This window comes from Pseudomonas luteola NBRC 103146 (assembly GCF_002091675.1).
Classification (GTDB): Bacteria; Pseudomonadota; Gammaproteobacteria; order Pseudomonadales; family Pseudomonadaceae; genus Chryseomonas; species Chryseomonas luteola.
In genome coordinates, this window is the sequence record NZ_BDAE01000014.1 from 15839 (window position 1) to 37640 (window position 21802).

General features: G+C 52.7%; 18 protein-coding genes and 2 pseudogenes. 8 read left to right on the top strand and 12 right to left on the bottom strand.

Going from position 1 to position 21802, the window contains the following annotated elements; genetic code table 11:
- Positions 1-381: 381 nt before the first annotated feature.
- A pseudogene (locus PLU01S_RS15330) lies at positions 382-546 on the bottom strand (IS5/IS1182 family transposase); the annotation flags it as partial.
- Between the two features lie 260 nt (positions 547-806).
- Between PLU01S_RS15330 and PLU01S_RS15335 the strand changes: the two are divergent.
- Positions 807-1238 carry a carboxymuconolactone decarboxylase family protein gene (locus tag PLU01S_RS15335; RefSeq protein WP_010798870.1) on the top strand — a complete coding sequence of 144 codons (432 nt, stop codon included), beginning with the start codon at positions 807-809 and terminating at the stop codon, positions 1236-1238.
- A 145-nt stretch (positions 1239-1383) separates the two neighbouring features.
- Here the strand turns inward: PLU01S_RS15335 and yghU are convergent, their stop codons facing one another.
- Positions 1384-2223, bottom strand: coding sequence for a glutathione-dependent disulfide-bond oxidoreductase (yghU, locus tag PLU01S_RS15340; protein ID WP_074828583.1), 840 nt, complete (start codon positions 2221-2223; stop codon positions 1384-1386).
- A gap of 686 nt (positions 2224-2909) precedes the next feature.
- Between yghU and PLU01S_RS15345 the strand changes: the two genes are divergently transcribed.
- The gene (locus tag PLU01S_RS15345; protein ID WP_074828490.1) at positions 2910-3788 is read left to right on the top strand and encodes a glycoside hydrolase family protein; all 879 of its coding nucleotides are present in this window, start codon (positions 2910-2912) and stop codon (positions 3786-3788) included.
- 269 nt (positions 3789-4057) lie between these two features.
- On the top strand, positions 4058-4429 hold the full coding sequence (locus PLU01S_RS15350; RefSeq protein ID WP_074828489.1) for a hypothetical protein: 372 nt from the start codon (positions 4058-4060) through the stop codon (positions 4427-4429).
- A 140-nt stretch (positions 4430-4569) separates the two neighbouring features.
- On the opposite strand, the pseudogene PLU01S_RS26750 reads toward PLU01S_RS15350, so the two are convergent.
- Both PLU01S_RS26750 and PLU01S_RS15360 read right to left on the bottom strand, forming a co-directional pair.
- Positions 4570-4725 (bottom strand): annotated as a pseudogene (locus PLU01S_RS26750) (response regulator); the annotation flags it as partial.
- A 106-nt stretch (positions 4726-4831) separates the two neighbouring features.
- Positions 4832-5608 carry a hypothetical protein gene (locus PLU01S_RS15360; protein WP_074828484.1) on the bottom strand — a complete coding sequence of 259 codons (777 nt, stop codon included), beginning with the start codon at positions 5606-5608 and terminating at the stop codon, positions 4832-4834.
- A gap of 517 nt (positions 5609-6125) precedes the next feature.
- Here PLU01S_RS15360 and PLU01S_RS15365 point away from each other — a divergent pair.
- Positions 6126-7532 carry an APC family permease gene (locus PLU01S_RS15365; RefSeq protein ID WP_010798877.1) on the top strand — a complete coding sequence of 469 codons (1407 nt, stop codon included), beginning with the start codon at positions 6126-6128 and terminating at the stop codon, positions 7530-7532.
- Between the two features lie 83 nt (positions 7533-7615).
- Here the strand turns inward: PLU01S_RS15365 and PLU01S_RS15370 are convergent, their stop codons facing one another.
- The 6 genes from PLU01S_RS15370 to PLU01S_RS15395 all read right to left on the bottom strand — a co-directional run bounded on the left by PLU01S_RS15370 (position 7616) and on the right by PLU01S_RS15395 (position 13609).
- Positions 7616-8077 carry a nuclear transport factor 2 family protein gene (locus tag PLU01S_RS15370; RefSeq protein WP_074828481.1) on the bottom strand — a complete coding sequence of 154 codons (462 nt, stop codon included), beginning with the start codon at positions 8075-8077 and terminating at the stop codon, positions 7616-7618.
- Positions 8078-8166: 89 nt separating this feature from the next.
- Positions 8167-9396, bottom strand: a complete 1230-nt coding sequence (locus PLU01S_RS15375; RefSeq protein ID WP_074828479.1) for a multidrug effflux MFS transporter — start codon at positions 9394-9396, stop codon at positions 8167-8169.
- Positions 9393-10001 carry a TetR/AcrR family transcriptional regulator gene (locus PLU01S_RS15380; RefSeq protein WP_074828476.1) on the bottom strand — a complete coding sequence of 203 codons (609 nt, stop codon included), beginning with the start codon at positions 9999-10001 and terminating at the stop codon, positions 9393-9395. The genes PLU01S_RS15375 and PLU01S_RS15380 overlap by 4 nt, the downstream gene beginning before the upstream one ends.
- Before the next feature lie 309 nt (positions 10002-10310).
- Positions 10311-10508 (bottom strand): hypothetical protein, encoded by a 198-nt coding sequence (locus PLU01S_RS15385; RefSeq protein WP_074828475.1) that lies wholly within the window; start codon positions 10506-10508, stop codon positions 10311-10313.
- 190 nt (positions 10509-10698) lie between these two features.
- Positions 10699-12405, bottom strand: a complete 1707-nt coding sequence (locus PLU01S_RS15390) for a putative bifunctional diguanylate cyclase/phosphodiesterase (protein ID WP_074828472.1) — start codon at positions 12403-12405, stop codon at positions 10699-10701.
- Between the two features lie 286 nt (positions 12406-12691).
- Complete coding sequence (locus tag PLU01S_RS15395; RefSeq protein WP_074828469.1) at positions 12692-13609, bottom strand: LysR substrate-binding domain-containing protein; 918 nt, start codon at positions 13607-13609, stop codon at positions 12692-12694.
- A 98-nt stretch (positions 13610-13707) separates the two neighbouring features.
- Here PLU01S_RS15395 and PLU01S_RS15400 point away from each other — a divergent pair, with 98 nt between their 5' ends.
- Both PLU01S_RS15400 and PLU01S_RS15405 read left to right on the top strand, forming a co-directional pair.
- Positions 13708-14913, top strand: coding sequence for an MFS transporter (locus tag PLU01S_RS15400; RefSeq protein ID WP_010798884.1), 1206 nt, complete (start codon positions 13708-13710; stop codon positions 14911-14913).
- A gap of 12 nt (positions 14914-14925) precedes the next feature.
- Positions 14926-15852 carry a TIGR03571 family LLM class oxidoreductase gene (locus PLU01S_RS15405; RefSeq protein WP_074828466.1) on the top strand — a complete coding sequence of 309 codons (927 nt, stop codon included), beginning with the start codon at positions 14926-14928 and terminating at the stop codon, positions 15850-15852.
- Between the two features lie 37 nt (positions 15853-15889).
- On the opposite strand, the gene mrdA is transcribed toward PLU01S_RS15405, so the two are convergent.
- Positions 15890-17737, bottom strand: a complete 1848-nt coding sequence (mrdA, locus tag PLU01S_RS15410; protein WP_376748348.1) for a penicillin-binding protein 2 — start codon at positions 17735-17737, stop codon at positions 15890-15892.
- A gap of 306 nt (positions 17738-18043) precedes the next feature.
- Here mrdA and PLU01S_RS15415 point away from each other — a divergent pair, with 306 nt between their 5' ends.
- Together PLU01S_RS15415 and PLU01S_RS15420 are read left to right on the top strand one after the other, a co-directional pair.
- Positions 18044-18982 carry a L,D-transpeptidase family protein gene (locus PLU01S_RS15415; protein ID WP_074828462.1) on the top strand — a complete coding sequence of 313 codons (939 nt, stop codon included), beginning with the start codon at positions 18044-18046 and terminating at the stop codon, positions 18980-18982.
- A gap of 392 nt (positions 18983-19374) precedes the next feature.
- Positions 19375-20682 (top strand): ABC transporter substrate-binding protein, encoded by a 1308-nt coding sequence (locus tag PLU01S_RS15420; RefSeq protein WP_074828460.1) that lies wholly within the window; start codon positions 19375-19377, stop codon positions 20680-20682.
- A 198-nt stretch (positions 20683-20880) separates the two neighbouring features.
- On the opposite strand, the gene PLU01S_RS15425 is transcribed toward PLU01S_RS15420, so the two are convergent.
- On the bottom strand, positions 20881-21123 hold the full coding sequence (locus tag PLU01S_RS15425) for a hypothetical protein (protein ID WP_074828458.1): 243 nt from the start codon (positions 21121-21123) through the stop codon (positions 20881-20883).
- Positions 21124-21802: the final 679 nt, after the last annotated feature.

A 21802-nucleotide genomic window follows, 5' to 3' on the forward strand; every position in this document is an offset into this window, starting at 1 on the left:
TTTATATCCGAGGGCTTGCCTGTTGTGTCTAAGGGCCTGGGTCGTAAAAGTGGCATAGCAGTCTGACCTTGCGAAGCCAGTTAGATACAGCCAAGAAAGGCGCAACTAACCAGGAGGCTGATTGAACGAAAATGGATAAGCCCGATGTAATCAATATCTAATGTGATATATGTCACATTATTCCAGGCGTGCTTTAAATCTACTCCTGGGTTCTCAAAGGTAAAAAACGACTGATGAATAGCTGTTTGACGCTGTCACCGCTGTTATCCAGGTATTTGGAGCCTCGAATTCAGGTGTGAGCAAACTGTGTGGCTTGTAGGCCTCTGTCTAAAAAAGATTTTTTCAAGCAATCCGTAAGCAAGCCAGAGAAATCATGGCCTAGAAGCTGCTGGTGAGCTTCTCGAAACGGGTGACTGTTCGACAATGCTTCTTAAGCCAGTTAAAGAGCTGCTCGATAGCATTACGCTTACGATAGGCGGGTTGGTCAAAGAGTCTGGGCAGGCCTGTCCTGGGGCGGCGATGTAGCTGACATAGGGGGAGGATGGGTCCGCTCTAGAGGCTTTCATCAAGGCTCCCGGGCGCGTCAGCCAGATTTTCTGAGTTCTTATCTGCGTCACGTCCTGAATACCATTGCCTTATTCGATGTGCACTTTACTATCTCGAGGGGCTGGCATCGCGTGCTGACACTGCACGTGAAGCCTTGACCAGCGCGCGCTAGCAGCTAGCTCGGGAGCCTTTGTTTCACACGTTAGCGTCATCGCCAATTGAAAATTAACTCGATCTATAGTTCATGGCAGGAGAGTTTCATGAGCCAGATGCGTCTTCCTTTCGCTACCTTATCGCCAGCCGCCTATGAAGGTTTACTGACTACCAATAATGCCCTGGTCAAGGGTTCACTTGGCATTTCGCTGGTGGAGCTTGTCTATTTACGTGTTTCACAGATTAACGGCTGCGCCTATTGCCTAGGTAAACATGCCAAAGCGCTACGTGAAGCAGGCATGGCTCAGGCCAAGCTTGATTGCCTGGCCGGGTGGCGTATCAGCGAGCACTTTGATGCGCGGGAAAAGGCCGCCCTTGCCTGGGCGGAGATCCTTACCCATGTCTCCAGCCAGGGGGCACCCGATGCTGTATACCAGCCGCTGAAAGAACATTTTAGCGATGCGCAAATTTCCGATCTAACTTTTGCCATTTCGCTGATGAATGCGTTCAACCGACTGGCGGTAGGGATGCAGCTCTAGCAGAAGCACTTGATAATGTGTTGGGCTTAACTGTGCAACATTTCGGCGAGCGGTGTTTAAGGCAAAACAAGCAGGACGGTGACTGAAAGCAGAGCCGTTTGCTCGCGTGTCGCGTCGGCCATCTGATGGCCGACGCTGCTGAAGATCAGTCCAGATCCGACGCGTCGTGCCGCTCGGGTACTTGGTCGGTCTCTTCACCCCATGTGCGGTTGACCTTACGTCCGCGAATCACGGCGGGGCGTTTGGCAATGTCAGCTGCCCAGCGCTGCACATGAGTGTAGTCCTGCACCGAGAGAAACTCGGCGGCATTGTATAGACCACCCTGTACAAGAACGCCGTACCAGGGCCAAATGGCCATGTCGGCAATGGTGTACTCATCGCCTGCAATATAACGACGTTCGGCCAGCTGCCGATCCAGCACGTCGAGCTGGCGCTTGGTTTCCATGGCATAACGGTTGATGGGGTATTCGAGCTTTTCTGGAGCATAGGCATAAAAATGCCCAAAGCCGCCGCCTACGAAAGGGGCCGAACCCATTTGCCAGAACAGCCAGTTTAGGGTTTCGGTACGTGCCAGTGTGTCGGTTGGTAGAAAGGCACCGAACTTTTCGGCCAGATACACAAGAATGGAGCCCGATTCGAATACTCGAACAGGCGCGTCACCGCCGTGATCGGCGAGAGCAGGGATTTTTGAATTAGGGTTGACCTCGACAAAGCCGCTGGAGAACTGGTCGCCCTCGCCAATCTTGATCAGCCAGGCATCGTATTCGGCGCCGGTATGGCCCAAGGCAAGCAATTCCTCCAGCATGATGGTAACTTTTACGCCGTTTGGCGTAGCCAGCGAATACAACTGCAGGGGGTGCTTACCAACTGGAAGAGCCTTTTCATGTGTTGGCCCGGCTACGGGGCGATTGATATTGGCAAAGGTACCACCTGAGGCAGTGGTAGGTTTCCAGATCTTGGGTGGGACGTAAGTGGTATCACTCATGACAGTTTCCTTGGCCGGAGCTAATAAAGTGCGGTCGTCAAATGTGATGATGGGACCGCCTGACCAGCAGTACGTTTCCAGTTGCGCCAGGCTATAGGCTAGCGAAAGAGCAGAGGCACTCGGCATGGCTGGAAATCAACGCCCTGACTGAGGGACAGCCGCGGGTATGACTGCATCAGACTGACTCAACCGCTTTAAAGCGTTTCAACCGAGTATGACAGAACAGTAGCTTTATGATGAAACCGTATCTGCTCTTTCATGATGCAGTAAGCAAGCATAAGTCATCTAAGACCAAGATACCTGCCCATCGGTACTGGATACAACGAATAGACTCGGTATTCGCTTAGGATCATGTATATCGATGTTTAAGAGCATATCTTTTAAGAGCGTATATTCAAGCGGTATAAAATATATAAAGGCTACTGCTTGATATATTCTTGATTTAATAGAATGGCGGCTTTAGTCAACTATTTATACGGGTATGTCGTTGTAATGATTAAACTTGGTTATGCTATAGCGAGACTTGGACCTATTTTAATAAGTAAGGTGACTAGACTATAAAAGTCTCACCGTAATCTGCTGAAATTGACCAGTTAAGCGTCAGGTTGACAGAGAATTATAGTCGCCTACGCTCCATAGATATTGTCTGAAACGGCACTTCTGAGGCATTTTTACAAGGAGAGGGGATGAGATCTTTTATACGGCGACTAGCAGTAACGCTGGGCATACTCGTTACGCTTGTAGGTTCACCATTGATTCAAGCGGACCCATCTAGTAAAAGTCCTAAACGGGGCATTGCATATGATCTAACCTCTGGAAAGGATATGAGTGCGTTATCTTCGGGCATAAGTTGGTGGTACAACTGGAGTCCCCGTCCTAGTGATGCCGTAAGTGCTTATAACTATGCGGACGTATATAAAATGGATTTCATTCCCATGGTATGGAATGAGAACTTTAATGATGGAGAGTTGCAGATGTATCTGACAGCTCATCCCGCTATACGTTATCTGCTTGTGATCAACGAACCCAATCTACTGGATCAAGCTAATTTGACGCCCCAGGCAGCAGCCGCCCTGTGGCCTCGCCTCGAGGCCATCTCCCGCAACACGGGCGTCAAGCTGGTGGGTCCAGCAATGAATTGGGGCACTCTTTCAGGCTATTCAGACCCGGTTGCGTGGCTCGACGCTTTTTTTGCTGCATACAGTTCGGCCCACGCAGGTCGAGATCCGCAAATCGATTATCTGGCATTTCATTGGTACGACTATGGGCTGTCTGGAATGCTTGATCGCCTTGCCCGCTATGGTCGGCCGTTCTGGGTTACTGAATTTGCGAATTGGCATTCCTTGCCTGACGGAGCGCAGATCGACTCCGTAGAAAAACAGAAGCAGCAGATGACCGAAATGGTCGCCCTGCTAGAATCCCGTTCCGATGTATTTCGTTATGCCTGGTTTTCCGGTCGAGTCGATAATGATGTGCATCACTCGAGTCTCCTGGCCAATGACGGCACGCTGACGGAGCTGGGCCGACACTATATATCGCTTCCATTCAATCAGGGCGCCCAGTAAATATCGTCTTTATAGCCGTTATAACAATGTGTGGACAGGCCGCTTCGACGTTTGCTCGTCCTGTAAGCAGCTAGCTTAATGAGAGCGCTGTTGCGGTTTATTCTGAGCAGCTCCTTCAGCAGGTGCCAGATTGAATGAGGTGACTGACGCAGGGGCCGGACTTGAGAGATAACTATCTTTCAACGTAATAGAAGGTATCTCGGCAAACAATTTTTTGAGTGTCAGGTTGCCTCCTACCATAGTGCTCATACCCACCTGAGCACTCAGCCATGACTCTCTCATCTCTCTTTCATAACGCCAGCATGGGCGCCTTACTGTTCGGACTGATCCTGTTGTCAGGCTGTGCCACTTCCCAGACGGCTTATCTGCAGGACGGAACAGCTGGATACGCCGTGGAGTGCAACGGCTTGTTAGGCCATTGGTCGTCCTGCCATTCGGAAGCGGCGCTACTGTGTGGAGATGAGAGTTATCGTGTGATCAGCCGCAACCGTCTGGATGGCATCACAGAGGAAGAGGCGGAAACCCTTTCCTCCCGCGAAGCGTATCGTGAGCGCAGCATGCTCGTTCAATGTAATGGTCATCAAATTTCCTGGCGTGTAGGCCTGCTGCCACACAGATCATCCCTGGAGCGCTCCTCTTGAGACCTGACGGCTATTCAAAGCGGCTTTGGTAGAGCAAAGGGTTCGCCTGCCTCATGCGGAGGGAACCTGGAGAGATGGGTCTAGCACGATTGAACGGTGCGCTATCGATACCTGCAAACGTCAGGCGTTCATCAATTTGCCTACCCGGGCAGCAAGAGCATGTCGATTGCAAAAGGTTTGGTCAGTATCTGCATGCCAGGATCAAGGTGACCGTTACCAATAGCTGCGCTTTCGGTGTATCCCGTGATAGACAGGGTTTTCAGCGTGGGACGAACTTCTCGCCCTGCATCGGTAATTGCTGACACAGATAGGGGAGTATTAATTGAATGAATATGAGCATGGCCGTTTTGCTTATGGCCATGCCCAGTGGTAGTAACTTGAGCGTCCGCTTGGACGAATAGCTTATTGAATGACGCGTGCACTATTGCCGGTTCCTGTCTGGGTCAGCGTCGTGTTACTGCCCGCATAGTGCCGTAACTGCTCCACGTAGGCATTATTAAACGTCCCGGTTTGTGACATAACGGTGTGGCTGGCGCCTTCGTATGAGGCCTGATCTATAAAGGCGCTATTGAAGCTGCCCTCTTGATCCAGCCTGATCGAACCGGTGTATTGTCCACTCTGCTGTATCTCTACGGTATTATTATTGCCTACTGTGGTACCGGCAATGGTCTCATACATAGTGGCTTGGTCAATGTGAACAGTATTGGCATCTCCAACCACATCATAGTCAAGGCTGTTACCATCTGAACTTTGCTTGATGGTGATACTGTTGTCGTTACCTTGAGCATTGGTGCGTATGGTTGAGCTAGAAAGATACTCACCTGATGATATGAGAAGTTCGTTGTTAGAACCGACCTGCGATGCAGTTACGCTGTTGTAATAAGTGGTTTGCTGTATATCAGCCTTGTTGTTACTACCACTCTGAACTAGATCGGTTTGGTTACTTTCTTTCCTTTGTGTCACTACCGCTTGGTTACCGTCGCCCTGTAACTGTTGAAGATTAACAACACCCTCATTGCCTTGCTGATAAACAATAGCATGGCTATTGGTCGCTGTTTGTTCAATTGATGCAGAGATACGATCCCCTTCCTGAGTAAGTTCTGCGGTATTCATTTCCGCTAAAGCACTAAAACTGACTGACAATAGGGCAGTGACAACAAGTGGTTTATGGCCAAACATAGCGCGCTCCATCCTTTCCATGACAGTTGACCGGGACGAACTGAATTCTGATTCTCTGCCTGTAGCCAGGATCAGGCTATCGCTCTAAAGGGTGGAAACGATGCGGTTTACTGGTTTAAAGAATTAGCTCTAGGCCTTAATGCAAATGTTTCAATAGCACTTGTGCTGACCGTGAGTGACCATGACGTTCCAAAATCAGGTTTCGACATGACAATAGCCGCAAGACTCGCATGACCAGTCTGTAACAGGCAGGTCGATTGTTTGGCATCTTCTATCTCCCAGGCCATTTTCAGATTGCTGCCCGTGCGCGCTCACCATCGATTCGCTGAAGGCGTAGTAATGGCTCATGGCCGTGTCAACGGCTGTACGATCAAGCTGACACCCTCATGCAAAAAGGGCGGCATCCAGAGACAAGTAATCCTGGCGGCTGCGCCTCACAGTAGCAGGCATCTGTAGGCACATCGTCCTGCAGCGCAGCAGTTAATGCTCAACGCCATGATGCGGAGAGGGTGACACTATGAATTCGAAAAGTGCTTCAGTGCTTGCGAACGCCAATGTTTCTACCGGAACAACAGTACCCATAAGGAAAAAGCTGGGCTTTCTCACCATGATGTCGATCTGCGTCGGTGTGGTCATCGTGCAGGGGTCGATGATTTCAGCGACGCAGGGGATTGGCTTGGGCGGAATGGGGTTCATTGCCGCCATGATCATGGCATTTACGCTTGCGCTATTCAATGCCATGACGTTCTCCGAATTGTCCCTGATGTATCCTCAGGCCGGGACGTTGGCTACGTACACGCAAAAGGCGATTGGTCATTTTCCCGCTATCGTGGCGGTATTTGCTGGTTATGTCGTGGTCGCAATGCTAGCACTGCCTGTGGAGATGTTTCTGGTAGATGCTATTGTCGGTCAATTGCTGCCTGGCCTGTTTCCGCCCAAGGTAGTGCCTATCGCCATTCTGATCATTCTGACGATTACCAATCTGGTGGGGGCCGATGTGTTTGCTCGGGTGCAGAACATGCTGGCCTTTATTTTGGTAGGCGCCCTAGTCCTGATTGGCTTGTCTGCCGTAACGGGTTTTGTGGCACCGCACCCGGATATTACGGAAACCGGAGTGGATTGGAGCTTTGTCTCTATCCGGGATGGAAGCTTTCTGGGATTAGTCGCGCTGGCCATGTGGTTGATGGTAGGCGTCGAATTCATCTGTCCCATGATTGCAGAAGTCCATCGACCTGAACGCAATATTCCTCGTGCAATGTTCCTGTCGCTGCTGGTAATGCTGGCGATCTTTCTGACCTTTGCCGTCGGTGCGTCCTACTATCTCGGCGTCGAGACATTGACTACTTCACCGCTGCCTTATCTTGACTATGCGAATGCGGTGTTTGGCAAGGCAGGTCTGCTGATTGCGACAGTCATGGCTTGTGCCGCAACGTGCAGTACCATCAACACGGTTCTTGCCGCGGTTGCACGTATGCTGCAGGGGATGGCTGAGAACGGCCAGGTTTTTCCACAGTTCAAGTGTGTGAGCAAGCGCTTTGGAACGCCATGGGTGGCGATTCTTTTTCTCTCTGCAATTGTTTCCCTGCCAGTATTGCTCGGCAGCATTGAATCGCTCATCACTCTGGTCATTGCTGCCTCTACCAGTTGGTTGCTGGCTTACATGGTAGCTCATATCAATGTGATCGTTCTTCGCTGGCGCATGCCTGAGCACGCTCGCCCCTACAAGACACCGTTTTACCCATTGCCTCAATTGCTGGGCATTCTGGGGATGGGCTATGTCGCGCTCCATAACTCACCTTCGCCAGAGATAACCGAGCAGGTCTACAAGATTACCGGCGGTATTCTGCTAGTGGTCAGCCTTGTTGCGGCGTTCTGGGTAAAGGTCTACATGAAGCGCAAGCTGTTCGAGCCTGATCTTTCCTGAGCCAGCGATGTAGAAAAGGGCACGGGTGTGCCCTTTTCATCAAGCAGGCCGTTGATTCTTTCATCAACGGCTATTAACGGTCGCTAGAACATGGTGTTTTCGTTGGCAGCCTGCTCAGGGACATCCTGAATGACATCCCAATGCTCGACGATCTTGCCTTTCTCGACCTTGAATATATCTACCACCGCCTGGCCTCGATCATTCGTCCCATTAGTAGAATGTACGTGCAGATACACCAGATCCCCTTCGGTAGCGCTGCGTACAACCTTGGCCTTTGAATTGGGATTGTCCTTGAAGAAACCTGTGAAATAGTCCACAAAAGGTGCCTTCCCATCCGGTACTTCAGGGTTGTGCTGCCGGTAGTTATCAGCAATCACTGTGGCGGCCTCGGCTGTTTCATGACGATTGAAGAACTGATCGTAAAATGTAAGGACCAACGTCCGGTTGGCTTCTTCAGCTGTCAGGTCTCGAGGTGGCTGCGCCAATGCAATGCCACTCATGACCAGACCAAGACCCGCAACACTTAGCTTATACATAATGTTCATAGTGATGTCCTTTTGGATGGAACGCTATTGCTGCTTCGCCTGATGTCAGGTGAAGCTTGGATAACAAGACCTTTGCTTGCCATGCGACTTCAGTGCGAAGAGGCTTCTTCCATGGCATGACCAGAGCGTATAGACGCGCACAAAACCAGCGCCAGTGCACCGCAGACCCCTATGGTTGCTGGAAGCGAAGTTATGCCGGCGGCTGCAAAACTCACCACATAACCCACACCGGCAGACATGAGATAGTGCATGACGCCCATCAGTGCAGATGCAATGCCGGCTTGCTTACCTGCATCGGCCATGGTCAGTGCGGTAAGGTTGCCAAATACCAGACCCAGCGCACCGATTGCGAGTGCGAGCAGGCTGCCATAGATCTCTAGCGTTGCATGCCCTGCCTGAGCCAGTAAAAACAGCCCGGCTCCTGCCAGCGCATGTAATCCCATACCAGCCAGTGCAATCGCTCGGGCGCTCCATCCACGTTTGAGCAGGCTGTTGCTAATCAGGCCTCCTACGACCAGCGCTATTGAGTTGGCGGCAAATAAATAGCTGAACTGGATTGGGGAAAGGGTGAAATGTTGGGTAAAGATAAAGGCTGATGCACTGATGTACGTAAACAGCGAGCCGAGGATGAATCCTCCAGCTAAGGTATAGACCATGAAAACGGGCCGGCGCATCTGTCGAACGTAAGCAGACATGATTCGGCCAACATTCAGCGGCGCACGTTGGGCTTTGGGCTGAGAGTCGGGCAGAACCGCAAGGCTCCATACAAACCCGGCGAGACCAAGGCTGCATAGGCACCAGAAAATAAGTCGCCAGCTACCGTGCTCAAGAAAGAACCCACCCAAGAGGGGCGCGGTGATTGGAGCGATCATCATCACCTGCATCAGCAGTGAGAAAATGCGTGCGGATTCCTTCACGGTGCAAAGGTCGGCGACGATGGCTCGTGGCGTCACCAGACCAGCCGCTGCGCCCAAGGCCTGCAGAAAACGTGCAGCCATGAGCCACTCTATCGAAGGGGCCAGCGCGGCAAGGGCAGAGCCGGCAACAAATATACCGACACCGATCAGTAAAGGGGTACGTCGGCCAAAGCTGTCGAGCAGCGGACCATAAACGCCCTGACCAACCGCCAGGCCTGCCAGGAAGATGGAAAGTGTTTGTTGAATACGACCCTCTGAGACCTGCGAATCCATTGCCATAGCGGGCATCCCAGGAAGATACATGTCGATAGCCATCGCATCCAGGGCAGTGACCAGCGCAAGCAGGAGAACCAGTGCCAGGCCAATCGTGTTGGCGTCTCGTGTAGCTGGTATCCGGCTCATGCCACTGCCCCCGACTTGATTGCAGTTGCCAAGGCGTTCGATAGCATGCGCTCCAGTGCCGTGAGTCGTACGGCTGCATGGGCAGTATCGGTATAGACCAGCTTGACCTGAAGGCTGTCGACTATTCCGATATACGCGTGGCTATAGAGCTGGACATCTTCATCTGCCAAGGTGTCTGGGGTATCGGTCCAGGCTCTCAGGCGACCCGTAAAAGCTTCCTGCAGTTGTGCGAGATAAGTCTCATGGCCGCTGTAGATAGGTACCGCCAAAACGGCTGGCGGCATATAGCCTGCACGTAACAGAAACTTAAGGTAATCGGACTCATCGTAGCGCGCGATCAGGTTGGTGCAATAGGTGAGTCCGGGTAGGGTTTTGGATTCTTCCGATACAAAACACTGGTGCGCTATGTCCTGCTCCATGCGCAATGCCTCTGCAAAGATCTGCATATACAGATCGTCCTTGTTATCGAAGTGCGCGTACAGAGAGGCTTTACGAATACCGACCGCTTCAGCGATGTCGGCAAGAGACGAGGCGTCATAACCGCGGTGGGCAAAGTGAGTGACGGCTGCTGAAACAATGCGGTCGGCAGCGGGAGAGCGATTCATAACTGGAGCCTTTAATAGTGGCAGTACTAGCTGTTCAAGCCATCATAATAGCTACCTACCGGTCGGTAGGTAAAGAAGCGATTATTTCTGTGTGTGTGCCCATCAAAAAGGTAACCAGATAAAGGCGTGAGCAGGCATTACGTCAAACAGGGGCGGGATTGCAGTATTAAGAGCGAATAATAAAAAGCTAGTCTTTAAAAGGATTCCTATGTTATCCGCTTGTCGTCCTTGGCCTAGACGCCTGCAGCTAACGACACGTTGGAGTACAGTCGCTGACTCCAACGTATCCTTCTGGTCTCAGTACTGACTTCAGCAGTTTTTCTTCTGCGGGTCAGCCTGCTTGACGGATGCGGTAGCGGACGCTTCTGCTTTTTCCTTCTGCATTAGGATGGCTTGCTGATTCTTGGTCAGTAGTTTGTCCTGCATCAGGGATGACTCTTCAGCGTAGGCACCTTGAGCAGCGAGAAGGAGCGTGGTGGTGACAAGGGCAGCTTTCATAATGGTCATTGCGGTGACTCGTGTGGGTTGATGTGTCCATTATGCAATGCTTGAATTAGGAAATAATTGGGCTGCCAGTGAATGAATTATTTCGATTTTTAAAACTATAAGGCCGATATCGCAACTGCGTGTGCCTGAAGGTGTCATAGAGGTGAAACACATTCCGATATGCTGGCTGCTGTAAAAGCGTACGGTCCGTTTATGGACTCAAATCTAGTTGGCTCTCACCTTCCCAGGAAGGCGATCGGGAATAATGTTCGACCCATTTCAAGACCTGATCGGCAGGCATGGGCCGGGCGATGCCATATCCCTGGGCCAGCTGGCATCCTATCTCAAGCAGCATTTTGCCTTGAGAGCGCGTTTCGACGCCCTCGGCCAGTACCTCTCGGTCAAAGGCTTTGGACAGACCGATAATGGCTTCGGAAAGAGCCAGGTCTTCCTTGTCAGTCAAAATGTCGCGCACGAACGATTGATCAATTTTAATGGTCTGGGCGGGCAAGCGCTTGAGGTAGCTCAGGGAGGAGTAGCCCGTCCCAAAGTCATCCAGTGAGAATGTCACACCCATGGCTTGGCAGGCCATCAGGCAATGCGTGACATGCTCCATGTTCTCGATGGCAGTCGACTCAACGATCTCGATATCCAGCAGGTTTGGTGAAACTTCCGGATGCCGGTCCAGTATCGTCCGCAGGCGCTCGACAAAGTTGGGTTTCTGAAAGTGCCGGGCAGCGATATTGACACTCACCGGCCAACTATGACCCAGGAGACTCCACTGCTTGATTTGACGCAGGGCTTGATCGATGACCCATTCACCAATCTCCACGATGAGGTCATTGCGTTCGACGAAAGGCAGGAATTGAAGCGGAGGAACCAATCCCTCATAGGGGCTCTGCCAGCGTAGCAGGGCTTCGAATCCGATAACCTTGCCGGTCTGCAGGTTGACCTTAGGTTGGTAATACAAGCGCAGTTCCTGCCTCATCAGGGCCTGCTCCAGACGTGCCAGCATCAGGGAGGCTGCCCGCGCTTCGTTGTTGGTTGGCACGTCAAAAATCTGAAAGCGGTTTCGTCCGTCTTGCTTGGCCTGATACATAGCCTGGTCGGCATGGCGCAAAAGGGTATCTGGATCCTCGTTATCATTGGGGTAGATAGTAACGCCGATGCTGCCGGCAATCTCCAGACTCTGTCCATCAATCTCATAGGGCTGAGAGAGCGTCTCGAGTAGGCGGCGCAGGCTGATGGGGAGTGTTTGCAGTTGGATGTCGTTGAGGATCAGGACAAACTCGTCGCCCCCCATTCGGGCCAACGTATCCTCCTCACGGAGCGTTTCGTGCAATCGATTGGCCACTTCTACCAGCAGGCGATCCCCGATGGCATGCCCGTAGGTATCATTGATGATTTTGAACCCATCCAGATCAAGCATGCCCAGCGCGAGTAGGCGGTGATGGCGGCGAGCTGAGGAAATAGCCATGCCCAGGCGTTCATGCAGCAATGCCCGATTAGGCAGGCCAGTCAACACGTCATGGGACGCCCGCCACTGCAGTGCTTGAAGCAGCTCCTGATGCTCGGTCACATCGAAGCGGATTGAGATGTATTTGACGACTTCCTGGGTTTCGTCGTCCGTAATCGGCACGATGGTGCTGTTTACCCAATACAGGGAGCCATCCTTGCGGCGATTGCAGATCTCTCCCTTCCAGATCTCACCCCGGGTGATGGTGGCCCAGATGCTATCGTAGAACTCCTGCGGATGCTGGCCCGAGTTCAGAATACGATGGTTGGAGCCTAGAAGCTCCTCTTTGCTGTAACCCGACACGGCACAGAACTGATCGTTGACGTAGGTAATAGTCCCGTCTGGATCGGTTTCGGAGAAAATGGCAGCCGCGTCTACCGCAGTCCTGTATTTATCGGTCATGTTAGATAGCAACTACCGCAAAGAATGATATTCAAGCAGCTTGATCTATCGAAGCGCTTCCCGCCTACCGAAGCCAGGACTAGAGATTGGAGTACGATCCGGGCTTACAGCGACGTTAGCACTGCCTCGGCGGTTTGTGCCCGCTGCAAGCACACCGTTGATCCGATAATCGCTGTTCTAGGTCGGGCATAGCGGAAGTGCCTGGCTCTATAACATATGGGACCAGAAGAACACGATTAGTGTTCTTGGTTATGGGTGCTGCTTTGCCAGCTGGAGTTAGAGCCTTCTAAGGCGGTGTGCCCACCTGAGCCCAAGGCTCCTGGCCCAGCGCAATGGTCACGTAATCCAGAAAGCATGTGATGCGGGAGGCGAGGGCGGTGTTGCGATAATAAACCGCATGAATAGGTTGTCGCACCTCGACCGTTTCCCGGGAGAGCAGCTCTATCAGCTCACCGGAGACTCGGTCGCGCTGCGTCATGAAATCGGACAGGCAAACGATCCCTATGCCTTGCAAGGCCATATGACGGAGCGTCTCGCCGCTGGAAGCCTTGAGCGCAGGGTTAACAGAGAGGCTGTCTCCCAGTGGGTGACGCAGGGGCCACTGATTTAGACTTTCGGGTTGGGTAAAGCCGAGCAGCTGGTGATGATCCAGTTCGTCAACGGAATGAGGCTGGCCGTTCGCTTTCAAGTAAGTGGGGCTGGCTAGTACCCGTAACCGGCTGCTGCCAAGCGGTCGAGCATGTAGAGTTGAGTCCTTCAACGTACCAATCCGGATGGCGATGTCCGTACGGTGTTCGATCAGGTCGATGATTTGGTCACTGCTGTGCAGCTCCAGTTCGATTTCGGGATAACGCTTGTGAAACCCTTCTACAAGCGGGACCAGTGCATGCAGCATGAAGGGCGAGGCGGCATTCACGCGCAAACGTCCCGCCGGGCGTTGCCGCCGTATGGCCATCTGCTCTTCGGTTTCTTCAACGGCCGCCAGGATCTTGCGCGCCTGAGTCAGCAACGTCTCGCCTTCCTCCGTCAACTCAAGCCGGCGCGTCGTCCGTCTGAGCAGGGTGACGTCGAGCTTTTCTTCGAGTCGGCTGAGGGCCCGGCTGACACCAGAGGCCGTTTGGTCCAAATGGTCGGCGGCTGCGGTAATGGAACCGGTATCCACTACGGTGGTAAACGCAAGTAATTCATCGAGGGTCGTTTTCATTCGTGAATTTTAATCAAAAATAATATGCTTGAAACCCTATTTTTAGGCATGAATAAGACGCGCAGACTGGCTTCATCTACTTCAACGGAGTCTTTTTCATGCCTATTGCCTTGTTGGCGCTAACGCTTAGCGCCTTTGCCATTGGGACCACTGAATTTGTCATTGTCGGTCTTATTCCTACCATTGCGGCTGATTTGCAGGTTACGTTGCCATCAGCGGGTCTGCTGGTCAGCCTGTATGCTTTGGGTGTTGCGGTAGGGGCGCCTGTATTGACCGCCCTGACCGGCCGGGTTCCACGTAAGTTTCTCCTGCTGGCGCTGATGGTGTTATTCACGCTAGGTAACCTTCTGGCGTGGCGGGCACCTGGATATGAGTCGCTGATTCTGGCTCGTATCGTGACGGGCCTGGCCCACGGTGTGTTCTTCTCCATCGGCTCGACCATCGCGACTAGTCTGGTGCCGAAAGAGAAAGCGGCAAGTGCCATTGCCATCATGTTTACCGGCCTTACGGTTGCGCTGGTGACAGGTGTCCCGCTGGGCACATTCATTGGGCAGCATGTGGGCTGGCGAGAAACATTTCTGGCTGTTTCGGCATTGGGAATAATGGCTTTTATTGGGAGCCTGATGTTTGTTCCTTCAGACATCAAGCACAGCAAGCCTGCGTCTTTGCTACAACAGCTGCAAGTACTGAAAGCCCCTCGGCTACTACTGGTATATGCCATGACTGCAGTAGGTTACGGTGGCTCCTTCATTGCCTTTACGTTCCTGGCGCCGATACTGCAAGACATCACCGGGCTTGGTGCGAATGCGGTCAGCCTGGTATTGCTGATATACGGTATCTCGGTGGCTATTGGTAATATCTGGGGCGGTAAGCTGGCCGATAAACGAGGTCCTATCCGTGCACTGATGATTATCTTTGCACTGTTGGCTGCGGTGTTGTTCGTATTGACCTTTACCGCAAGCCATATCTGGCTGGCATTGGCAACCGTACTGGTCTGGGGAGCGGTGGCGTTTGGCAACGTGCCGGGTCTGCAGGTATATGTTGTCCAGCAGGCGGAGCAGCATACGCCGCAGGCGGTGGATGTGGCCTCCGGTCTTAACATTGCCGCGTTCAACCTAGGCATTGCCGGGGGCGCTTGGTTGGGTGGGCATATTGTTGCGCAGGTCGGGCTTATTCATACGGCCTGGATCGGCGGGCTGGTGGTCTTGGTTGCATTGGGGCTGACCCTACTCAGTGGCCGATTGGATCAGCGTAACCCGAGTGCAGCGATGCCATCCCGCACTACACTCACGCCAAGTCACTGATAGGAGTCTTGTATGTCGTCTGCATTGAGAGCATTGACTGCCGAAGGCTTCAGCATTGGGATCGAGCTTCCTCTGGATAATGACTGGACGGCAGCGGGTGGGCTGGCACGGCAGCATGCCGGCCGCCTACCCGGCGAGCCTGACCTTGAGGCGCATGCTGAACTGGCAAGGCTGGCGGATCGGTTAGGATACCGGGCCCTGTGGATACGCGATGTGCCGCTATACGATCCGGAGTTTGGCGATGCCGCCCAAGTATTCGAGGCGTTTAGTTATCTGGGTTATCTGGCCGGTATTACGGAGCGCATTCTGCTTGGTACGGCCGCCATTGTGTTGCCGCTGCGTGAGCCGATGCTGACCATGAAGTCCGCCGCAACCATTCACCAACTGAGCAAGGGACGGCTGCTATTAGGTGTCGCCAGCGGCGACAGGCCAGTGGAGTATCCGGTGTTTGGCAAAAGCTATGACAGCCGCAGCCATGCGTTTCGAACCCAGATCGGCATGTTCCGCGATTGGGGCGCGACCAAACTGCCTGCGGGTATACGGTTGCTGCCCCGTCCGGTAGAGCCGTTACCGCTGTTAGTCGCCGGTATGGCCCAGCAGCGGCCAGACTGGATCGGTGAGCAGATGGATGGCTTGCTGGCTTATCCTGGAACACCTGTTGAGCATGTACAGCGCAGCGCACTCTGGCGCAGTGTTGCCGGTGACAAGCCATACATAAGCTTTATCCATCTGGACCTGCTGGCGGACCCGAACGCCTCCCTGGTGCGACATCGCTTTGGTATTGCGGCAGGGCGTCGGGAGCTGATCAAAGAGCTTGAGGCCATGAAGGCAGCCGGTGTGCAGCATATCGGCCTGCATTTCCGGCGTAATCAGCGGCCTGTAGCCCAGACGATGGAGGAGATTGCAGAGTACGTTCTGCCGGTTTTTCACGCTAAATAAGAAAACCGGGCCGTAAACCGGCCCGGTCACTCCAGATTTAGCCGTGTACATCCGAGGAGTTTTTGGGGCTGTGCGCGTACTGCTCCTTCAGATGACCGTCTGCATTGAGAAGCCAGGCGTCCATGACCTCCCGCACCACAGGGCCTGCTACACGGCCTCCCGCCTCACCGTTCTCGATCATGACCGCCACCACGATCTTCGGATCTTCTGCCGGGGCAAACCCTACAAACAGCGCATTGTCACGGTTACGTTCCTTGACCTTAGTGCGGTCGTACCGTTCACCCTGCCGTATGGCGACCACCTGCGCCGTACCACTCTTGCCGGCGATACGGTACTGCGCCCCCTGAGCTGCCTGTCGTGCGATGCCTCGTGGGGCATGCATCACCATCTGCATGCCTTCGTTCACGGCATCCCACTCGCGCGGGTCATGCAGCTTGATGTTGGGCATCGGGTTTGGGTCCTGTATCGGCGAGTCACCTATGAGCTTGGCCAGGTGGGGGCGATGCCATACGCCTTTGCTGGCAATTAGCGATGTAGCCTGGGCGAGCTGAAGCGGTGTGACCTGCATATAGCCCTGGCCAATTCCCAGGATAAGCGTCTCACCGGGATACCACATCTGGCGACGTGTGGCGCGCTTCCATTCCCGCGACGGCATCAGGCCGGTCGCCTCGCTATCCATGTCGATGGACACACGCTGTCCTAATCCAAAGTGCGACAGATAGTCGTGCAGGTTATCGATACCCAGACGATGGGCCACCTCATAAAAGTAGGTGTCGTTGGAGCGCATGATGGCGGCATCCAGATCCACCCAGCCATCGCCATTACGGTTCCAGTTTCGATATTTGTGATCGTAATTGGGCAGCTCGTAATAACCGGGATCGAAGATGCGCGTGGCCGGTGTGATCACGCCGGTATCCAGCCCTGCGATGGCGACTTCCGGCTTGATGGTCGAGCCGGGAGCATAGAGTCCGCGCAGCACCCGGTTGTAGAGAGGACGGTCGATGGAATCCCGCAGTTGGGCATAATCCTTGAAGCTGATGCCTTTGACGAACAGGTTGGGGTCGAAGCTGGGCTTGCTCACCATGGCAAGAACCTCGCCTGTGTTCGGGTCGAGGGCCACGATGGCGCCTCGGCGATCACCCAGGGCGTGTTCAGCGGCCTTTTGCAGGTTGATATCCAGACTCAGCGTGATGTCTTTGCCCGGTATCGGATTGGTGCGGCTCAAGGTACGCAGGATGCGACCACGGGCATTGGTTTCGACCTCTTCGTAGCCAACCTGCCCGTGCAGTTCGTCTTCATAGAAGTGTTCTACACCTGTCTTGCCGATGATATCGGTGCCGCTGTAATTGGTCTCGTCGAGTTTCTTCTGCTCTGCATCATTGATGCGCCCGACATAACCAACTACATGAGCAAAGTCATCACCGTAGGGGTAATGGCGAATGAAGTGCGCTTCGACATCCGTACCGGGCAGCATGAACTGATTGACGGCCAGCTTGGCAATCTGCTCCTCCGACAGATCGGAAATCAGCGTGATGGGCTGGTAGGGACGATGAACCTGATGCACAACGTGCTCGAAATCCTCCAGGTCTTCCTCAGAAAGATCCAGCGTCTTGATGACATTATGCAGGACCTCATCCAACTTTCCGGCACGCTCTTTGGTCAGGGTGAGGTCAAAGCTTGGCTTGTTGTCCGCGATCACGACACCGTTGCGATCATAGATCAAACCCCGAGCCGGTGGGATAGGAAGAACATGAACACGGTTATTTTCCGATAGGGTCGTGTTGTAACCATAGGTGATGACCTGCAGGTAATACATTCGGCCCATCAGGACGAGAAACAGAAAGAACGTGATTACCGAAAAAACGAAGACGCGGCGGTTTGCCATCTTGGCGTTGCGCTCGTGATCCTGAAGCGGAATTTTTGAGAACATGAATAAACGCTGAGCTAAAGAATTAAGACCGGCCAGCCACAGAGTGAGAAGATGAAGGCGTACTGGCGTAATAACTGCCCTAGTGTACCGGCGAAACGGCTTCGCGAGCCGATTAATGAAATGATAGGGGTGCAAATGATGCACCTGGATGGGCTTAGTAGAAGAGCGTCAAGTAATGTTTGTTTACCAAGTGTGTCTTAAGTCGTGCCGGCTCAATCTAATAGTCATCTCATTGATCAAGTACTATCGAAGGATCTTCCTATGTGGACACGTGCCTTGTCTGTGGTCGGGATGACATGGGCGGTCAGCCTGTTTTCCAGCCCGCTTATGGCGCTTGAGTTTCCTCTGCCTCCGCCGGGTGAGGACATCATCGGGCAGGTTCAGGTGATCGAGGCCAAGTACGAAGACACGTTCGCTGACCTGGATGACACCTATGATCTGGGCTACAACGCAATGGTTGCTGCCAACCCGGGCGTCGATGCCTGGCTGCCAGGGGCAGGTACCAAGATTGTACTGCCTACCCGTTTCATTCTGCCGCCGGGGCCTCGTGAAGGCATCGTAATAAACCTGGCGGAGTATCGTCTTTACTATTTCCCCAAAGATGGTCATACGGTCTTTACTTATCCTATCGGTATCGGCCGCGAGGGATGGGGATCGCCCGTAACCACAACGAAGATCACCGGCAAGATCAAGGACCCTAGCTGGTATCCGCCCGCGTCCATCCGCGCGGAACATGCAGCGGAGGGCGACATCCTGCCTACGGTTGTACCGCCCGGGCCGGACAACCCGCTGGGGTCCTACAAGCTGACCCTGGGCCTGCCGGGCTATCTCATCCATGGTTCCAATCAGAAATTCGGGACTGGCATGCAGGTCAGCCATGGGTGCATTCACTTGCTCAACAAGGACGTAACGGAACTGGTAGGCATGGTTCCTGTAGGAACCCCAGTGCGCTTCATCAATGAGCCCTATGAGTTTGGTGTCAGCGGCGGAAAGCTCTATATCCAGGCCCACCAGCCGTTATCGACAAAAACAGGGCAGCCAGCGGTGATCGATCAGAAAACTGCCTTGGTCAATGCGCTCATTCAGCGGACGGATCTGGGGCTGAACGCCCAAGTGGACTGGACCAGAATCGATGAGGCTGTAAAAACCTTGAGCGGCGTGCCGGTCGAGATTGCGACACTAGGCCAGCCTGGCGTATAGCCCTCTCAGGTAACAACGGCAACCTCTACTACGTATTAGCAGTAAGCAGTGATAGAGACATCTGGATTGCCAGCGTTAGCAAGGCCTTCCATGCCACTCATGCTCGGTTGAGCAATCGATCCGGTTATGGTCTACCCACTGCGGGAGCTGCTTACACAGTGCCCGCAGAAGGAGCTTTGAAACTGGCTGGGTCTGACAGCCGGCACTGCTCTAAGCCGTAACTTCTCTTTGATAGTCGGTCTAATTACTTGAAACGACTCCAGTCATTACTGTTTCCTGGCGGTTAAGGCGTACACCTTGGTTGCTGGAAACAATCGATCCGGCACGTTCTCATTCCTTTAGGCAACAATAATAAACCTGTGCTGCAAAAGGCATGGGAGCAGGGCATTTCAATGAATAGATATCCCAAGGTGCTGATGGTTACGGCCTGCCTCTGTGTGACTATCACAGCTCATGCCGAAACCCTGACGATTGCAGCCGTCAACAACCATGATTTGGTGCGTATGCAGCAACTGTCGAAGGTTTTCGAAGAGCGGCATCCTGACATCACGCTGGATTGGGTTTTGCTGGAAGAGAATACACTTCGACAGCGACTGACTGCCGATATCGCTACGCAGGGTGCCCAGTTTGATGTTGTCAGCATTGGTGCGTACGAGGCATCGCTGTGGGGAGCAAGGGGCTGGTTGACCCCCATCAAAGACCTACCGACGGATTACGATGTGGAAGATCTTTTCCCCTCGGTGCGTGAAGGATTGTCCGTCGACAATACCCTATACGCGCTGCCCTTTTATGCAGAGAGTTCCATTACCTATTACCGGTCTGACCTATTCAAACAGGCGGGTCTTCAGATGCCGGAACAGCCTACCTGGGAGCAGCTTGGGGAGCTGGCTTCCAAACTGCATCAACCCGATAAGGACCATTACGGCCTCTGTTTACGCGGTAAGGCAGGATGGGGAGAAAACATGGGAATTATCACAACCATGGCCAACTCATTCGGTGCGCGCTGGTTCAACGAGCAATGGCAGCCTGAATTTACAGGTCCAGAGTGGACCAAGGCCATCACTTTCTATGTGGACACGATGAAGAAATACGGTCCACCAGGGGTGTCCAGTAACGGCTTCAATGAGAATCTCGCACTGTTTAGCACGGGGAAATGTGCAATATGGGTGGATGCCAGTGTGGCGGGCTCCACCGTAACGGACCGTACCCAAAGTACTGTTGTAGACAGCGTGGGCTTTGCAGCTTCGCCAAAGCAAGTCACAACCAAAGGCTCTTCATGGCTATGGGCGTGGTCTCTTGCGATCCCGACCAGCTCACAGCACAAACAGAGCGCATTGAGCTTTATAACCTGGGCTACCTCAAAGCAGTACATACAATTGGTAGCCGAAAAAGATGGCGTGGCCAATGTACCGCCGGGGACGCGTAAATCAACGTACAGCGAGGCCTATTTGAAAGCCGCGCCTTTTGCAAGTGTCACACTGGAGATGATGGAGCAAGCCGATCCGGCCCACCCAACGTTGAAGACAGTGCCATACCGCGGTGTACAGTATGTCCTGATTCCGGAATTTCAATCGCTTGGTACCCAGGTGGGTACTGTCTTCTCGGGAGCGCTGACCGGCCATATGCCAGTTCAACAGGCCTTGCAGGCAGCCCAACAGGTTGCGACCCGCGAGATGAAACGGGCAGGTTATCCCAAATAAGCGCTATGGTAGGTGCAATAGCTCTTCATGAAGTCGTGACAGAGGAGACCCAAAGAGGTTACTAGTAAATGCTGGTAACCTCAGGCACCTACTTAACGTTTATCCAGCCGTCCAGGTAAACCATTATCCGAGATTAAGCGTAAGCCTTGCACTACAGGCTTACCCGTTAATAAGGTTATTAATTAATACAACTACTTATTAAAGAGTTGTCGTCAATTTAATAAATGCTACTTCTTGCGCCTCGCCGATGGTTTGATGTGTTATGCGGGTTTTCCCTTTGGCATCTCTGTAAATCTCAACAAACTCGCTGGATACGGAAATAGGCCCTAGGATACGTATAGTCTGCTCAGGCTCCAAGATCTCACGGTCTTCACAGGTTGCTACGATAAAAAGATCAGGATTCAGTTTTTCAAGTTCTTTTATAAGTTCGCTTACAGTCATGTCTGAATCCTCTTAAAAGTGAATGCATTGCCTTAGGTTTGTGCGCTCAACAGTTCAAAACCTGTGGCAATATAGGAACTACGAATAATGTCGGAGTAAAAGATGCAGTCATAGGAGTTATCATGAAAAGCTAGATTGGCAGTGTCGAGTGTTTGGAATGCACCTCTTGCATAAGTATGGATTGTATTCTGGTAAAGAGGTTTCTTGTCACGATGACCATTCGGCAGGTACAGCTACAGAGGAGCACACTTTATTCAAGTCGATTTGTTTTTATCGAGACTGACCCCTAGAAGGGCCGTTGCTTTTGCATTCATTGGCTGCCTAGGCACTAGGTCCATAGCGGCGGAGACCTGAATATAGACGAGCTGTAGGTTTTTGATAAACCTACATATAAACTGTACAGGTATTGGTATGTTGTACAAAAGCAAAGTGCTCGGCCCTTTAGCAACGGTTAGCTTGGCTGCGAATAAATTATACAAACGAGCCGGCGGCCCTATAAGTTAGACCTGTATATTGTTTTTGTTGCTGTCCGTTCGTCTGCACTGTGAAACTATTATAACTCCTTAATATCAGAATAGTGTAAGGGATGTTCTTATAATGCCTTTCGAAAAAGAGATAATAATAGAGGTTGTTCCGTTACGGTTACGCTTTAGGTGAGTCTATACAAGTTTTTGGTTTT

What these genes read in the sequence shown, in the direction of transcription:
- PLU01S_RS15335 (WP_010798870.1), top strand. Translation starts at nt 807, where the DNA reads ATGAGCCAGATGCGTCTTCCTTTCGCTACCTTATCGCCAGCCGCCTAT.
- yghU (WP_074828583.1), bottom strand. Translation starts at nt 2,223, where the DNA reads ATGAGTGATACCACTTACGTCCCACCCAAGATCTGGAAACCTACCACT.
- PLU01S_RS15345 (WP_074828490.1), top strand. Translation starts at nt 2,910, where the DNA reads ATGAGATCTTTTATACGGCGACTAGCAGTAACGCTGGGCATACTCGTT.
- PLU01S_RS15350 (WP_074828489.1), top strand. Translation starts at nt 4,058, where the DNA reads ATGACTCTCTCATCTCTCTTTCATAACGCCAGCATGGGCGCCTTACTG.
- PLU01S_RS15360 (WP_074828484.1), bottom strand. Translation starts at nt 5,608, where the DNA reads ATGTTTGGCCATAAACCACTTGTTGTCACTGCCCTATTGTCAGTCAGT.
- PLU01S_RS15365 (WP_010798877.1), top strand. Translation starts at nt 6,126, where the DNA reads ATGAATTCGAAAAGTGCTTCAGTGCTTGCGAACGCCAATGTTTCTACC.
- PLU01S_RS15370 (WP_074828481.1), bottom strand. Translation starts at nt 8,077, where the DNA reads ATGAACATTATGTATAAGCTAAGTGTTGCGGGTCTTGGTCTGGTCATG.
- PLU01S_RS15375 (WP_074828479.1), bottom strand. Translation starts at nt 9,396, where the DNA reads ATGAGCCGGATACCAGCTACACGAGACGCCAACACGATTGGCCTGGCA.
- PLU01S_RS15380 (WP_074828476.1), bottom strand. Translation starts at nt 10,001, where the DNA reads ATGAATCGCTCTCCCGCTGCCGACCGCATTGTTTCAGCAGCCGTCACT.
- PLU01S_RS15385 (WP_074828475.1), bottom strand. Translation starts at nt 10,508, where the DNA reads ATGACCATTATGAAAGCTGCCCTTGTCACCACCACGCTCCTTCTCGCT.
- PLU01S_RS15390 (WP_074828472.1), bottom strand. Translation starts at nt 12,405, where the DNA reads ATGACCGATAAATACAGGACTGCGGTAGACGCGGCTGCCATTTTCTCC.
- PLU01S_RS15395 (WP_074828469.1), bottom strand. Translation starts at nt 13,609, where the DNA reads ATGAAAACGACCCTCGATGAATTACTTGCGTTTACCACCGTAGTGGAT.
- PLU01S_RS15400 (WP_010798884.1), top strand. Translation starts at nt 13,708, where the DNA reads ATGCCTATTGCCTTGTTGGCGCTAACGCTTAGCGCCTTTGCCATTGGG.
- PLU01S_RS15405 (WP_074828466.1), top strand. Translation starts at nt 14,926, where the DNA reads ATGTCGTCTGCATTGAGAGCATTGACTGCCGAAGGCTTCAGCATTGGG.
- mrdA (WP_376748348.1), bottom strand. Translation starts at nt 17,737, where the DNA reads ATGGCAAACCGCCGCGTCTTCGTTTTTTCGGTAATCACGTTCTTTCTG.
- PLU01S_RS15415 (WP_074828462.1), top strand. Translation starts at nt 18,044, where the DNA reads ATGTGGACACGTGCCTTGTCTGTGGTCGGGATGACATGGGCGGTCAGC.
- PLU01S_RS15420 (WP_074828460.1), top strand. Translation starts at nt 19,375, where the DNA reads ATGAATAGATATCCCAAGGTGCTGATGGTTACGGCCTGCCTCTGTGTG.
- PLU01S_RS15425 (WP_074828458.1), bottom strand. Translation starts at nt 21,123, where the DNA reads ATGACTGTAAGCGAACTTATAAAAGAACTTGAAAAACTGAATCCTGAT.